The sequence below is a fragment of the Mesomycoplasma dispar genome, assembly GCF_000941075.1.
In the GTDB taxonomy this organism is placed as follows: domain Bacteria; phylum Bacillota_I; class Bacilli_A; order Mycoplasmatales; family Metamycoplasmataceae; genus Mesomycoplasma; species Mesomycoplasma dispar.
Window position 1 is genome coordinate 981,984 of the sequence record NZ_CP007229.1, and the last position, 13,709, is coordinate 995,692.

Sequence of the window (13,709 nt, forward strand, 5' to 3'; positions counted from 1 at the left end):
TTTAAAAACAATTTTAAATTTACTTTGTATTTAAAATTGTTTTTAAATAAGCGCCAGTATAAGAATCTTTAACATTTGCAATAGCTTCTGGAGTTCCTTTTGCGACAATTCGACCCCCATCATCTCCGCCATTAGGTCCTAAATCAATAATGTAATCAGCAACTTTAATAACCTCTAAATTATGTTCGATTACAATTACGCTATCACCATTATCAACAATTCGGTCTAAAACTTTAATTAAATTTGCCACATCATAATTATGAAGACCGGTTGTTGGTTCATCAAGAACAAAAAGTGACTTTCCAGTTGGTTTTTTTTGCAAAAAAGTTGCTAATTTAATCCTTTGTGCTTCGCCACCAGATAAAGTTATCGCTGATTGACCAAGTTTTATATAACCGAGGCCAACATCAATTAAAGTCTGTAATTTTGCAACAATTTTAGGTCAATTGTGAAAAAATTCAAGTGCTGCTGAAACAGTTAAATCAAGAATATCAGCAATAGTTTTACCATGAAAACGAATTTGCAGAACATCGGGTTTGTATCTTTTTCCTTGACAATGGTCGCATAAAACATAAATATCAGGCATAAAATGCATTTCAATTTTAATTTGACCATCTCCTTGACATTTATCACAGCGTCCAGTTTGTAAATTAAAGGAGAATTTTGACTTTGAGAATCCAAGCGCTCTTGCCTGTTCCGTATTCGCGAAAACTTCGCGAATATCATCAAAAACTGAAGTATAAGTTGCTGGATTTGAGCGCGGTGTTCGCCCAATTGGACTTTGATTGATTGCAACTAACTTATCAATATTAAAAAGCCCCTTAATTTCAGCGCATTTTCCAACTCGAACATTGGTTGCGCCAAGATGTTTAGAAACTGCATTTACTATAATTTGGTTCACTAATGTCGATTTTCCTGACCCTGAAACACCAGAAACAACAACAAATTTACCTAACGGAACATTAATATTAATTTTTTTCAAATTATTTTCAGTTGCTTTTTCGATGATAATAAACTGACCGTTACCACTGCGACGCTTTTTTGGGATTGGAATTTGCAATTTTCCAGTTAAAAACTGACCTGTAATCGACTTTGGCTCATTTTCAATATCCTTAATCGAACCAGCTGCAACTAAAAAACCACCGTTTTCACCCGCTTTTGGACCAATATCAACAAGATAATCTGCTGCCAAAATAGTCTCAAAATCGTGTTCGACAACAATCAAACTATTTCCGATTTCTACCATTTTTTTCAAAGTTGCAATTAATTTATCATTATCTTTTTGGTGCAAACCGATTGAAGGTTCGTCAAGAACGTAGAGAATTCCAGTCAGTTGCGAACCAACTTGACTTGCAAGGCGAATTCGTTGCGACTCACCTCCAGACAAAGTTGCTGCTGAACGGCTCAAAGTCAAATATTCAAGCCCAACATTTGCTAAAAATGAAAGGCGAGATTTAATTTCTGATAATATTAATGTCGAAATTTTTTGATCAAATTCAGTTAATTTTAAACCTTCAAAAAAAATTATTAAATCTTTAATTGAAAGTTGTGATAACTGAAAAATATTATAATTTTCAATTAAAACAGCGAGAGCATAATCATTAAGTCTTGCTCCTTTGCAGGCGCTGCAAAGAAATTCAGACATCATTTTTTTAAATCAAAGACGCAAATCTTCACTTGTTGTTTCTCAGAATTTTCGCTGAATTTTGCTTAAAACCCCTTCAATCGGCCGAAAATAGTCATATCTCTTGCCACTTTCGGAAATTAGTCAATAATTTAGCGACTCTTTTGTGCCATATTTAATCACATCAAGTTGTTTTTTGTTCATTTTAGCAATTTCTAAATCAGTTGGAATTTCAAAATAGTCAAGCAAAATTTTAAATTCTTGCCATTCAAGTGATTTTGTATTTACCGATTTACCAAAATATTTAATCGCACCTTGATTGATAGTCAAATTTTTATCAGGAACAATAAGATCAAAATCAGCCTCTAAATTCGTCCCTAAACCTTTACAAGTTTTACACATTCCATAAGGTGAATTAAAGGAAAAAAGGCGGTTTTCAAGATTTGGCATCTCAAAATCGCCAAACGGGCAGGCCTGTAATTTTGAAAATCTAACAGTTTCTGATCCATCAAATTCACAAAGCACAATTCCTTTGCCAAGATCAAAAGCAAGTTCAAGCGCTGACTGAAGGCGGTTTTCCTCTTCTTTTTCGAGTAAAAACCGATCAATAACTACCGAAATTGTATGTTTTTGTTTTGGATCCAAATTAATTTCATCAGCAAGATAATAAAAAACATCATTAATTTTCACACGTAGAAAACCTTGATTTTTAAGGTTTTCAATCAAATTTCGATGACTTCCTTTTTCCATTTCCACAACAGGAGCCATAATTATAACTCTAGTTTTTTCTGGACGTGATAAAATTGTTGCTAAAATTGCAACAATTTTTTGAGCAACAATTTCAACTTTATGATTAGGACAAAAAGGTTTACCAATTTTTGCAAACAAAAGTCGAAAATAATCATAAATTTCTGTAATTGTTCCTACGGTTGAACGCGGATTGTTATGGCTTGTTTTTTGTTCAACCGAAATTGTTGGCGAAAGTCCGTAAATTGCTTCAACTTTTGGTTTTTTCGTACCACCTAAAAATTGACGAGCATACGAACTAAGCGAATCGATATAACGGCGTTTTCCTTCTTCGTAAATTGTATTGAAAGCGAGCGAAGATTTTCCTGAACCTGAAAGCCCAGTAAAAACAACAAGTTTATTTTTTGGTATTACAAGATCAATATTTTTTAAATTGTTCTCGCGTGCACCTTTAATATAAATAAAATTATGAGTGTCTTTATTTTTAGTCATTTTTTCAAAATTTACTCATTATTTCTTTGTTTTTTAACTTTTTCCGCAATATTATCTTGTTTCGTTATTTTGTCTTGCGGTGGCTGAACAAAAAATGGTTTTTTAGTCATTTTTCAGTTTTTGTGACTATTAAATAGGTCATCTTTTTGATTTTTACGGTAGAAAACTTCAGTTGGTTTATTGTTTTTTAACGGAACAAAACTTTTTTGTTCAGTTAAAGAATGCGAACTTTTATGATTATTAGTATTTTTCCTATTATTATAAGTCAAATTTTTTAAATTCAAAAAGTCATTTTTATTAACTTTAGCACGTTTTTCATAGGGTGTTTTTAGATTTAACTTTTTAGAAGTTGGAAATTTTTTAATTGATTTAAGACTATCTTCTTCATTTTTAACTTTTTTATCAGTCAAGGAAGTTAAAAATGAAGAAGTAATAATAGAGTTTTGGCCATTAATTTGCGGTTTTTTTCACAAAAAACTAGCTTTTTTACTTGTAGAATCATTAAAAGATTTTTTTGAATCAAAAGTTTGTAAATTTCTTCTTAATTTGGTAGTTTTTAAATTGTCTTTTTTAAAGAGTTTGACATAGTTATCTGTTTTTGGTTTAAAATCTTGGTTAAAAACTTGGTTATTATAATAATTTTTTGAAGATTTTTGAGAAATTTTGCCTTCTAAATTTTTTGGCTTGAAAAACTTATCAGTTTTTAAAGGGTTTTCCTTTGAAATTTCGTTGTTTTTATCTGAATTTTGAAGGTTTAGTTTTTCAAAATTAGAATCAAATTTGCTTTTTTCTAAAGTGTGAATCATGAACTTTTCACCTTTTTTTGCTTGATATTCTTTAATAAAATCAACTTTTTGATCTATATAAAGAATTTTTGTTAAAATTACTGGTTTTCAACGTTTTGTTCTGTGAAAATATGCATTAAGTCGGTTTTTTATCAACTGTTTGATTTGTGGCGGTGATCATTTTTGATTTTTTTCAGTAAAAAATTTAACTGATGTAAAACAAAGACGACGAATTTCTGCAATAATTTGACTTCCTGTACGAACTGAAAAAGTTCCTTTTGTAATAATAGAAATTCGACCAGTAAGTAAATTTTTCTCTTTGTGAAAAGGAATCAAAACAAAAACAAAACCATTTTCACGCATTTCTTGACGCTCATTAATAATTCGCGAATTATCACGGGAAATTGTTTCACCATCGATATAAATTGGCTCACAAGGAATTTTTTCTCTTGTTTTGTAAATTTCTTGGTCAACCATTTTAAAAACTTGCCCGTTTTCAGCAATAATTACATTTTTAGGATCAACACCTGATTCAATTGCAGTTTGTGAGTGAGCAACTGACATTCGATACTCGCCATGATAAGGGAAAAAGTATTTTGGTTTTGTTAATTGAAAAATTTTTTCATGCTCGGCTTTATAAGCGTGTCCAGAAGTGTGAAGATAGCCATCAGGCCCGTTTTCTTTAATAATTGCGCTTAATTTATAAAGTCTGTTAATTAAATGTTCAATTTTGATTTTATTTCCTGGAATTGGCGATGATGAAAAAATAATCATATCACGTGGTTCAATACTGATTTTAGGGTGTTTTTTATTTGACATTCGGTCAAGAGCAGCAAGTTGTTCCCCTTGTGAACCAGTTGTTAAAATTAGCATCTGATTTTCTTCAACGCCATTTAAATTTTTTCCTAAAAAAACGTCATCAGAAACATTAATATAACCTGAACGGCGTCCGATGTTAATTCCGTTCACCATCGAACGACCAAAAACAAGAATTTTTTTTCCTAATTTAACACCAATTTCAATTAGCGCTTTAATTCTTGTTAAATTTGAGGCAAAAGCGGTAATAATAATTTTTCGCGTTGCAGAACGCATATGCATTTCGATATCAGCAAGAATATCCCGTTCAGAAGGCGAATGATTTGGACGCATTGCGTTTGTAGAATCAGAAAAAAGTGCTGTTAATCTTTGGTTACCAATTTCCTTTAGTCTTTCAAAATCAGTGTAATTTCCAATTGGTGTATAGTCAAAGCGGAAATCGCCAGTGCACATAATTGAACCGTGTTTTGAACTAACTCTGATTCCAAAAGCATCAGGAATTGAATGTTGCGCGGTTCAAAAATCGACTGTTAAACTTTCAAAACGATAAGAATCCATTTTGTTAATTTCAACAAAAGTTACTTTTGGGTTAATTTTTTGATCATCAAATTTTGCCTTCAAATATTCAATAGCGATTTTTGGAGCGAAAATTTTTTTAATATTGACTTCTTGAACCAAGTAAACAATTCCGCCAATGTGATCTTCATGACCGTGAGTGATAAAAAGACCGCGTATTTTCTCTTGTTTTTTTTGTAAATATTGATAATTTGGAACCATTCCTTTGATTCCGGTTAAAAAAATGTTTGCGAATTTTATCCCGGCATCAATAATTACAATATCATGATCATCTTCAATAACTAAAGTTGATTTACCGATTTCTTGCATTCCGCCAAGACCAAAAAACCGTGTTGGATTTACAGTTGAGGACATAATTTTCCTGTCATTATATTATATTTTCATAAATTTGTCGAAAATAATTACAATTTTATACACAATCATAATCAATAAAAACTTTCGATTTTGTGTTTTTAAAAAAAACAAAAGAATAAGTAGTTAATAATTTTAACAATGAAAATTATTAATAAATTAAAAAAGGTTGATATGTTCGAACCTAAATACCTAAACAAATTTTAACAAATTTATTTAAAAAAATAACAAAAATTACTTTTTGCAAACGCGAATTAGTCCCGGATTTTGTAAATCTAAATCAAATTGCGAAGAATAATGTGATAAATTATCAAGAATTTGTTCATAAAGATGGCCAAATCCAATGCCAGAAATTAAATTAACGCATCTCATTTTTGAATTCATTAATTCAAAAATGAGATTTTCAACAATGGCAGTTGTTTTTTGTGTGTCAAAACCGTGAAAATCAAAACTTTTTTCACTGTAAGGAAAAAGGTTTTTTATTTCCTGGCTTGGATTTTTAACATCTTTTGTGATTTCATCTCATTCACTAAAGTGAAATTCTTTTATTTTTTTAGTAAATTTTGTTTTTTTACTTGACATTACTAGTTAAAAATTGGGGTATTATTACCAAAAAAGTAATATTTAAAATATAATTATACCATATTTTCTAAAATTTTTATCAAAATCCACTTTTTGTTTTTTATTAAAATAATGAATAAATGGTAAAATTAAAATACTATGGAAAAACAAGAAAAAAAACAAATTAGAGTAAGCATTATTGACAAAAAAACCCTTAAATACGAACTTTTAGAAGACGGAAACAAGGGTGATTGGTTCACAATCACAAGCGATGTGCAAAATTATATTAATGCACAAGTTAAAGAAAAATTAGAATCACTTAAAATTAAAGTTCGAAATGACATTCTTGCAAACGACGAAAGCATAAAAGAAAAAGATGAAAAAATCAAAGAACTTTTAAAAGAAAATTCGGATTTAAAGAGTGAAAATTTAAAAACTAGCTCTAATTTACAAGCAAGACATTCTTCCGAAATTAATGAAAAAGATAAAAAAATCGGAATTTTAGAAGCAGAAATCAAAAGCCATAAAGCTAATGAAAGCGATAAAATTGAAAAAATCAAACTCGAACAACAAGTTGAAAGTGATAAAAAAATTAAAGAAATAGAAGAAAAACTAAACGCTCAATTTGAAGAAAAATCTAAAAAAGAACAAGATAAAAGAATTTTAGATGTACAAAGTGGTTATGATAAAATGATTAAGGAAAAGGAATCAAAAATCCGAGAATTGGAAGATGAACTAAACAAGTATAAGGAAAAAAATGTCAATTCAAAGGAAATTGGTGAAAATTTAGAAAACTGAATTTTAGAACGTTACAAAAATGTTTTCCCGTTTGATCAGGAAAACGATGAATCAATCAGTTTTACCTTAAAAAAAGACACTGAAAACCTTAAGGAAGATGGCGAACTAAAAGGTACAAAGGCTGACTTTATTTTCACAATTCGTGACAAAGAAAATGAAATTAATGAAAGTATAATTCTTGAAGCCAAATCTGAGTCAAAGGAAAAACCTGGGAAGCAAAAAAACAAGGATTTTTTCAAAAAACTTGAAAGCGACCGTGTAAAAAAGAAAGCTCGTTATGCAATTTTAGTAACCGAACTCGAACCAGATCAATATATTACAATTGAGGTTGCGCCTAAATTTCCGAAAATATTTATTTGTAGACCACATTTTTATTTGGCGCTTTTGATGATTCTAAAATCAATGATTATCAAGGAGGAAAAACTGACTAGACAAGTTGAAAATCTCGAGGAAAAAGAAAAAATAATTAAAGATTTTGAAGAGTGAAAAAATAACAAAATAACAAAAATTGCTGAAAAAATAAGAAAAAAATCCGAAGAAGGAATAGCCTCAAGTAATAAAATTATTGATGAAGCGACTAAAATTCAAAATGGATTAATTGAAATTTCCAACACTCTTATTAGAAAATTAAAAAATGAAATCGATAATTTTAAAATTACAAAACTTGCAAAAAAAGTTGAGAAAATAGAAAAAAGTGAAAAACTTGCACTAGAAATTATCTAATCCTTTCCAATTATTTTAAAATTGCTTCGCAAAAATGCCGTAAAATACAGCGTTTTTACTAAACCATATGTTTTTTTATAAAAAAGTCAAGACATAAAATTTGTCTTGACTTTTTTATAAATAATTTTTTTAATACTGGTTTTTAATTCTTTCAAGGTTTTTTTTATACTTTTCTAGATAAGCTTCAATAACTTGATTGATTGTTCAATCTAAAATTTCAATAAAACCTAAAAAAAATTCGAATAATTCAACCAAAATTTCTATTTTTTTATTTTGCAGAAACTGTGATGCTAAAATAAAAACTTGTTTAAATTGCTCGTTAATATCCTTATTTTTAACAAATTTTGTTTCAAAAACTTGTTTTGTCTCAAAATGAATGCAAGCTGAAACTAAAAAGTGAATTGCATCAACATATTCTTCAATAGTTTTTTCGTAATTTGATTTTTTATTTACTTTTCAGTACTTAAAACTTTCAATCTCGTTGGCGAATTCAGCAATTTCAACAATTGCAGCAATAATAACTTTATCTTGCCATTGCGGATCGATTTCAGTTGCTGAATTTTTGCCATAACTATACTCGGCAAAAAGATTATCTAAAATTTTTTGTTTCTCAAAAATCAATTTTAAATCTAAATTCATAATCACACAAATTAGGAAAAAAGAAAATAATTAGTATCTATTTAATTATACAGTATTTTGTTACTTTTTACAAGTGGATGAAAAAATTAATTAATATTTTTGTTATTTTTAGAATTTTTTAAAATATTTTTACGTAAATTTTCTGGTAAGGATTTGCCATAATCAAAATAATGACTAATTTCTTTGAACGCATTTTTACCAATTTTTAACTTCTCGAACTCACTTGGGGATAAAGTTAAATTTATTGGTTGATTTTTTTCAATTTTTTTGACAAAATCAGGTTCAACAACAAAAACTGATGAAATTCCAAGAAAATCAGCAAACCGAATCGCCTCAATTGACTTTTCAAACGAATTTATTGATCCACTTATTATTAGCGGAATTTTTCCTTGTATTTTTTCATAAACAACTTCAGAAACTAGTCTGTTAAAATTAATTGATTTTGATCGAACTCTATCACGGAAAACGTCTTTCCCCCAACCCGCAATCGCTAAATATGAAATTTTTATCCTTTTTTCTTCAATTAGATCAAGGAAATCAAGGAAATTTTCGATTGTATAGCCTAAATCATTGCCGCGCCTTTCTTCAGGAGTCGCGCGGTAACCAAGTAAAAAATCATTTTTCCCTGTTTTTTGAATGGTTTTTTGAACTTTTTCTAATATTTCAATTAAAAATCTTGATCTATTTTCAAGATTTTGCACACCGTATTTATCTTTTCTTTTATTTGTAAAAGTTGAAAAAAATTCTTGTGGCAACAGTTTTTGCGCTGATGAAATCTCAATTCCATCAAAACCTGCTTTAATTGCCCGTTCAGTCGCTGCTGCATACTGGTCGCTAATCTTGTTTATTTGTTTTTGGGTTAGTCGAAAAACGTCGTATTTTATAGGATAATTTCGTTTCTCAGAGCTAGGACCAAAACAATAACCTAATTTTTCAATAGTTGCAACAGAATGTGAACCAGCATGAATTAATTGTAAAACAGCTAAACTACCTTTTGATTTCATTGAAATTGCTAATTTTTTCAAACCTTCAATATAAACATCAGTTTCAATGCTATGACTATATTTGAACAAACTTCCCAATTTTGTAACACAAACTCCGCCAGAAATTGTTAATGGTGCAGAATGAGCTCGTGCAGTTGCAAAATCTAAATCTGCTTGACAAACAAAGCCTTTTTCTGAAAGATTTAATGTTATTGGATTGAAAACAAAGCGGTTTTTAAGGGTAAAATTAGCGATTTTGTAAGGACTAAAAAGTTTATCTTTCATAAATTTTAAGACAAAAGTAACTTAGAAATTTCTATTTCATCAAGTTTTTGACTAAAAAAATCTTCTAATTTCGCTTCTTTCAAGCGATTTAGAAGTTCATTTTCTTCAAGTTTTGTGCCAATTAGAAAATTTTCAAGTTCTAAAAGTGTTTTTTTCGGGAAAAAATCACCAGAAATTTTGATTTTTTCAATTTTTCCTTCTGTTATTTCAAGTGAAAAAGTGATCGTTCCCATTTGTGTTCTAATTGTTCGATTAAAAGAAAAATCAGGACTTAAACCTCAAACAAAATCTCAATTCTTGTATTTATCAGCAACCATTTGATCAATTTCAACTCAATCTTCATCTGTTAATTTGTAATAATGAAACTTATCTAGTTTGTTAACCTTCAAAAACTCGTGTAAAAATAGATCTTTCATCTGGTCAACAGATAAATTTTGATATTCCAGCGCTAATTTATCCTTTAAATTTGTCACTCTTTGTGAAACAGATTTAATCCCTTTTGCTTCAATTTTCTTTTGATTTGGGGTTAAAATTTTGCCAATGAAATCAAAATTCACATCATAAAGAAGCGAAAAACCAGCATAAATTCTGCTATCAACAAGCGACATTGCCGCTCCAGAAACTTTTTTTCCTTCAATTTGAAGGTCGTTTTTACCGCTAAATTCGACGTTTTTTATTCCTAAATTTTGCAAAACCTTAATTACAGGCTCATAAAATTTCTGATAATTTCCAAGTAAATCTTTATTTTTGTTATATGGAAATGAAAAACAAAAATTAATCCCATTTCTGTCTAAATAAATCGCGCCGCCGCCAGTGTCTCTTCTAACGACTTGAATGTTGCTTTTGTTTAAAAGTTCCATATTTATTTCAACTTTTGGGTTTTGAAAATAACCAATTTGCACATGGGGATCGCAAATATAAGGGAAAATAATTGGTTCTAGGAATTTCAAGTTTTTTATAGCTCAATATTGAATTGCAAGTAAAACTGCGCCATCATAGACTCATTTTCCGTCGCGTTTTGGTTCGATTAAATACATTTTAGGTTCCTTTTTGTGCTATTTTTTCAAGCAAAATTTTAATATCTTCATAAAAAAAATGTGATTTTTCAGCAATTTCTTTGTTTTTACGGTATCTTTTTTGATTTAGAACTAAATAAGTTGCATTTTTAAACTTTTTGGTCATTTCTTGAAATGGAAATTTAATCAATTGTGGAGTAGTAAAACCGACACCGATTTCAAGAAAAATTATATTTTTTTCTTTGTTTTTTTCAATAAAATCATTGTATTTTTTCTTTTGGATGTGAAAATTTTTATCTTCCACCATTCCTTTAAAAGCGATTCGCTTGTTTATTTCTAAAAAAGCATCACATTCTGGACATCGAGGTAATAATTTAAAATCAACTTTCATATTTTTTTGGCTTTTAGCCATTTTTAACAGCAAATTATCGTTTTTATAAAGGATATTTTTGCACATTTTTGAACATTGCATTAAATTATATTTGCCCTGGATATAAAAAATTTTCTCACTTGGAAAATCTGATTTTTCAAAAAAACTATCAGAATTTGTTGTTATAATGAAATAGTTTTTATTTTCCAAAACTTTTTTTAAATTTAAAAAACTTGGCGATGCCTTAAGATCTAAATAATTAATTTTAGCAAATCTACTATGAAAAGCTCAATAAATTTGCCAGGAATCAAAATCAAAAAGAGATGCCTGTAGCATGTCAATAAACTTATATTTCTCAATAAAATCTTGAAAATTATGGCTAAATTTTGCTCCATAATAATTATTTCCGTCAGCATCAGTTATTCCAGAACCTACGCCAACAAGAATTGCATCAGCTTTCTTGATTATTTCTTTAATTTTTTTAGCTGATTCTTCAATTTGATTAAAAGTCTTCAAGGGCATCGAACTCGATTTGATCAATTTTTTTTGCTTTAAAAAGTCAATTTTCTTCTGGATTATGCGAGTTTAAAATCTTTGGATTTTTTAGTGCTGCTTCGTTAAACTCAATCACTTCACATTTCAAAGGTGTTTTTAATGAAAAAACAGTTTTTGAGGCTTCGATTTTAGCAAAAATCTCGTTTTTTTCAAATTTCTTTTTGTTAATAAACTTCAAAAAACCAATAGTTCCGAGGTCATCTTGGAGTTCCGCAGTTAAATAAACGGTGAAAATTTCATTATTTTGCTCGATTATCATAAAATTAGCAACTTTTTGCACAAAAAACCTCCTTATTTTTTAAGTATTAATTAAGATATTACCACAAAAACAATGTCTTTAATATTTTATTAACAACAAATCGGAAATAATTTAGGAATTTGAAAAGAATTTTTTTAATCTAACTATAAAAAACGTGTTAATTTAAAGATCTTTTTTGTTTTTTAGAGTATAATTAAATATAAAAAATTTAAACGGGGGTTTAGTATAATGGCAGTACTATGGACTCCAAACCCATCAGTAAAGGTTCGAATCCTTTAACCCCCGCCATTTTTTTTTTTTTTTTTAGCAATTATTTTCTGATTTTTTGGTCTAAAAAATGAAAAAATGAAATTAATTGTTAATTTAAAAATTTCTATTTTTTAAATCAAATAAATTTGAATTTAATTTATAAAAACTAAAATTTTGTGTGAGGAAAATGATGCAAACAAAATTTAAAGATAAAAAATATGATTTAGTTTCTTCATTGATTGAACCTGGTGAAACATTAAAATTTTCTGTTAGTGATACAAATTTTGATGTTGTTGACTTTGAATCCTTTGAAAAAACAACTGTAATTTCAATTTTTCCATCAATTAACACTAAAATTTGCGATTTTCAAACAGTTTCAATACGTGATTTGTCACGCAAATACCCTCAATTCCGATTTATTTCAGTTTCTTTAGATCTTCCTTCAGCGATTGGACAGTGAAAAAACGCTAATGCATCCGAAAATTTAGAAATATATTCAGACTACCGACTCCGTAGTTTTGGATTAGCAACTGGGTTCTTAATTAACGATGTTTTTTTATTAAACCGTGGTTACATTATTGTTGATCCCGAAGGTAAGGTTCTGGTTGTCGAGTCCAATTCAGATGTCCATGATCAAATTGACTTTGAAAAATTAGAAGAAGAACTTAAGAAACTTACCTAAATTTTTTATAAATTTAGAAATTTTTAAGTTAAAAATTAAATTTACCTATCAAAAAACAAAAAAATGCACACATTAGTTGTGCTATTTTTATATTAATAATTAACGTAAAAAAATAAAAAATGGTATAATTTTCTAGAACAAATAAAAACAGGAAAATAATGACTAACAATACAAAAATCCCCGCTGATTTAGCAAATGAACGCCCGTTTAAGGAGGGTGAGGCTTTTTGGTTAATTCAGGACTGAATTCCCATTTACGCGCTAACAATCGTTTTGGGGATGATTGCTTCAATTATTACAATTTATTTTTTTTGAAAGCGTGAAGGCTATAAATACGACTATTTAGCAGTGCTAATTTTCATCACAATTCCAGTTTCAATAATTGGCGCACGTTTTGGTTTTATTCTTGAACGTTTACTTGTTGGTGATTTTACCAATTTAAAAAACTGGTACAACATTCGCCACGGTGGACTTTCGATTCAATGAGGAGTAATTTTCCCGACAATCGCAAATTTATTGTATCTTTACAGAAAACGAAAAGAACTTGACTGACGAAAAGCATTTTCTTTCATTTTGCCAGCAGTTTTAATTGGCCAATTCATCGGAAGATGAGGAAATTTTACCAACCACGAAGTTTATGGATTTCTTGATCCCGAAGGTAAAACTGTTAACTGACTTGGAAGTTTCATCCGTAAAAATATGTTTATTAGTGATAAAATCGCGCCAAACGGACAGTTGCGAGTACCGCTATTTTTCTATGAAGGAATTGCTTCGCTTTTTGGTTATATCATTTTAGTTTGAATTTTAAACCTTTTTTCTTGACTAAAACCAGGATCAACCGGTGCTTTATACATTTTATATTACGGAATCGTTCGTTCTTCAATGGAATTTTTACGTCAGGAATCTTATTTATATTATTTCCTAATCGCAATTTTTATGATTATTGTTGGTCTTTTTCTTTTTATACGTTTCCAATTTTTTGCAAATTACTACCTAAAATTTGAAAACAAAAAGTTAAAAATCGCTTTTTTTGACAGATACTCAAAAGAAAAAAAGCGCTTTGCAGGTATAATAACTTGAACTCGTTGAAACCGTAATTTTTCAGAATTAAAAGAAACTAACAAAGAATTAGAACCAAAAAATGCTTAAAAAACTAGTTAAAAGTTGTACTAAAAAACAAAAGAAAAGCTAGATTTTTA

11 protein-coding genes and 1 tRNA gene are annotated in these 13,709 nt (G+C 28.9%); 4 read left to right on the plus strand and 8 right to left on the minus strand.

All coding sequences use genetic code 4. The annotated features are described in order from the left end of the window. Positions 1-19 precede the first annotated feature (19 nt). From uvrA to MDIS_RS03530, 3 genes are all read right to left on the minus strand, one after another. Positions 20-2,863 carry an excinuclease ABC subunit UvrA gene (gene uvrA, locus MDIS_RS03520; RefSeq protein WP_044635661.1) on the minus strand — a complete coding sequence of 948 codons (2,844 nt, stop codon included), beginning with the start codon at positions 2,861-2,863 and terminating at the stop codon, positions 20-22. A gap of 11 nt (positions 2,864-2,874) precedes the next feature. After that, positions 2,875-5,394 carry a ribonuclease J gene (locus MDIS_RS03525; protein ID WP_044635662.1) on the minus strand — a complete coding sequence of 840 codons (2,520 nt, stop codon included), beginning with the start codon at positions 5,392-5,394 and terminating at the stop codon, positions 2,875-2,877. A 231-nt stretch (positions 5,395-5,625) separates the two neighbouring features. Then, positions 5,626-5,973, minus strand: coding sequence for a hypothetical protein (locus tag MDIS_RS03530; protein WP_044635663.1), 348 nt, complete (start codon positions 5,971-5,973; stop codon positions 5,626-5,628). Between the two features lie 138 nt (positions 5,974-6,111). Between MDIS_RS03530 and MDIS_RS03535 the strand changes: the two genes are divergently transcribed. After that, positions 6,112-7,473, plus strand: a complete 1,362-nt coding sequence (locus MDIS_RS03535) for a DUF2130 domain-containing protein (protein WP_044635664.1) — start codon at positions 6,112-6,114, stop codon at positions 7,471-7,473. Between the two features lie 129 nt (positions 7,474-7,602). Here MDIS_RS03535 and MDIS_RS03540 read toward each other — a convergent pair whose 3' ends face one another. The 5 genes from MDIS_RS03540 to MDIS_RS03560 all read right to left on the minus strand — a co-directional run bounded on the left by MDIS_RS03540 (position 7,603) and on the right by MDIS_RS03560 (position 11,601). Then, a complete protein-coding gene (locus tag MDIS_RS03540; RefSeq protein WP_084217556.1) occupies positions 7,603-8,112 on the minus strand; it encodes a dUTP diphosphatase in 510 nt (169 codons plus the stop codon). An 86-nt stretch (positions 8,113-8,198) separates the two neighbouring features. Next, positions 8,199-9,380, minus strand: coding sequence for an oxidoreductase (locus MDIS_RS03545; protein WP_044635666.1), 1,182 nt, complete (start codon positions 9,378-9,380; stop codon positions 8,199-8,201). Positions 9,381-9,385: 5 nt separating this feature from the next. After that, positions 9,386-10,417 carry a lipoate--protein ligase gene (locus MDIS_RS03550; protein WP_044635667.1) on the minus strand — a complete coding sequence of 344 codons (1,032 nt, stop codon included), beginning with the start codon at positions 10,415-10,417 and terminating at the stop codon, positions 9,386-9,388. A 1-nt stretch (position 10,418) separates the two neighbouring features. Continuing rightward, positions 10,419-11,288: an SIR2 family NAD-dependent protein deacylase gene (locus MDIS_RS03555; protein ID WP_044635668.1), complete on the minus strand. Its 870-nt coding sequence runs from the start codon at positions 11,286-11,288 to the stop codon at positions 10,419-10,421. Next, positions 11,269-11,601, minus strand: a complete 333-nt coding sequence (locus MDIS_RS03560) for a glycine cleavage system protein H (RefSeq protein ID WP_044635669.1) — start codon at positions 11,599-11,601, stop codon at positions 11,269-11,271. The genes MDIS_RS03555 and MDIS_RS03560 overlap by 20 nt, the downstream gene beginning before the upstream one ends. A 193-nt stretch (positions 11,602-11,794) precedes the next feature. On the opposite strand from MDIS_RS03560, the gene MDIS_RS03565 reads away from it, so the two are divergent. The 3 genes from MDIS_RS03565 to MDIS_RS03575 all read left to right on the plus strand — a co-directional run bounded on the left by MDIS_RS03565 (position 11,795) and on the right by MDIS_RS03575 (position 13,659). Further along, a tRNA-Trp gene (locus tag MDIS_RS03565) sits at positions 11,795-11,868 on the plus strand. Positions 11,869-12,019: 151 nt separating this feature from the next. Next, positions 12,020-12,511 (plus strand): peroxiredoxin, encoded by a 492-nt coding sequence (locus tag MDIS_RS03570; protein WP_044635670.1) that lies wholly within the window; start codon positions 12,020-12,022, stop codon positions 12,509-12,511. 158 nt (positions 12,512-12,669) lie between these two features. Further along, complete coding sequence (locus MDIS_RS03575; protein WP_044635671.1) at positions 12,670-13,659, plus strand: prolipoprotein diacylglyceryl transferase; 990 nt, start codon at positions 12,670-12,672, stop codon at positions 13,657-13,659. Positions 13,660-13,709: the final 50 nt, after the last annotated feature.